Raw genomic sequence first — 767 nt, 5'->3', positions numbered from 1 at the left:
GTAGGACCCCAAAAACAACATTTTAATCTGCTTGTAACAACACTATAAATCACCATTGTTTTAAATATTAAAAAACTAAGAATTGTATAATTAAAAAGAATCAGTACCCATTCTTTTAGGCAAGGCAAACTAATCTGTTTTTACACTAACGGTCATATGGTAAAATAACCATAAATAGAGTTGTACTCGCTAGGGTGGAGTTGTTTGGCGACTTTTTCGACTCGCCGTTTAACAGCGTGATTACTGATTCCTAAGCGCTTGGCGATATTTGTCGTCAGACTTTTCTAGTAAATCTGGAAAATGTGAAAGAACCGAAACTTCATAAACTGCCCTGTTCACAAATAATAACTAATAAATTTTTATTTTTTCATGAAAGATACTCTTTTATATATATAAGTCATTATATAAAGGAGGAAAATACAATGAAAACAGAAAAAAAAGAAACTTTGCAACACATTGATCCTCGAGTGGAATTAGTGTGTTATAAACATGAAAACTGCTGTTTTGAGAAAGGTTGCCCGGGTGAACATAAAATCATTAATAATAAACTTATCTTTAATGGTCGATGTTGCTAAATTATTAAAAACACTTCTTAATCTGAGAAGTGTTTTTTGCGGCGTTAAGACAGAAAGGCAATGCTCTTCTCCTGACATATAAGAGCATTTTAGCTAGGGATTTAAACAAAGGGGCTGGGACATAACTAGCCTGGAGAAGTAAAAAAAGAGATTCCAGTTATCAAAAATAGATAGCTGGAATCTTTTTCATTC

General features: G+C 32.6%; 1 protein-coding gene. It reads left to right on the top strand.

The window, feature by feature from the left end; genetic code table 11:
• Positions 1–422: 422 nt before the first annotated feature.
• Positions 423–575: a hypothetical protein gene (locus JUJ52_RS23115; protein WP_228089254.1), complete on the top strand. Its 153-nt coding sequence runs from the start codon at positions 423–425 to the stop codon at positions 573–575.
• Positions 576–767: the final 192 nt, after the last annotated feature.

This window comes from Virgibacillus sp. AGTR, from assembly GCF_016919725.2.
Lineage (GTDB): Bacteria > Bacillota > Bacilli > Bacillales > Amphibacillaceae > Virgibacillus > Virgibacillus salarius.
The sequence above is the reverse complement of the archived record's forward strand: the minus strand, read 5'-3'. Positions and strand labels throughout refer to the sequence as shown.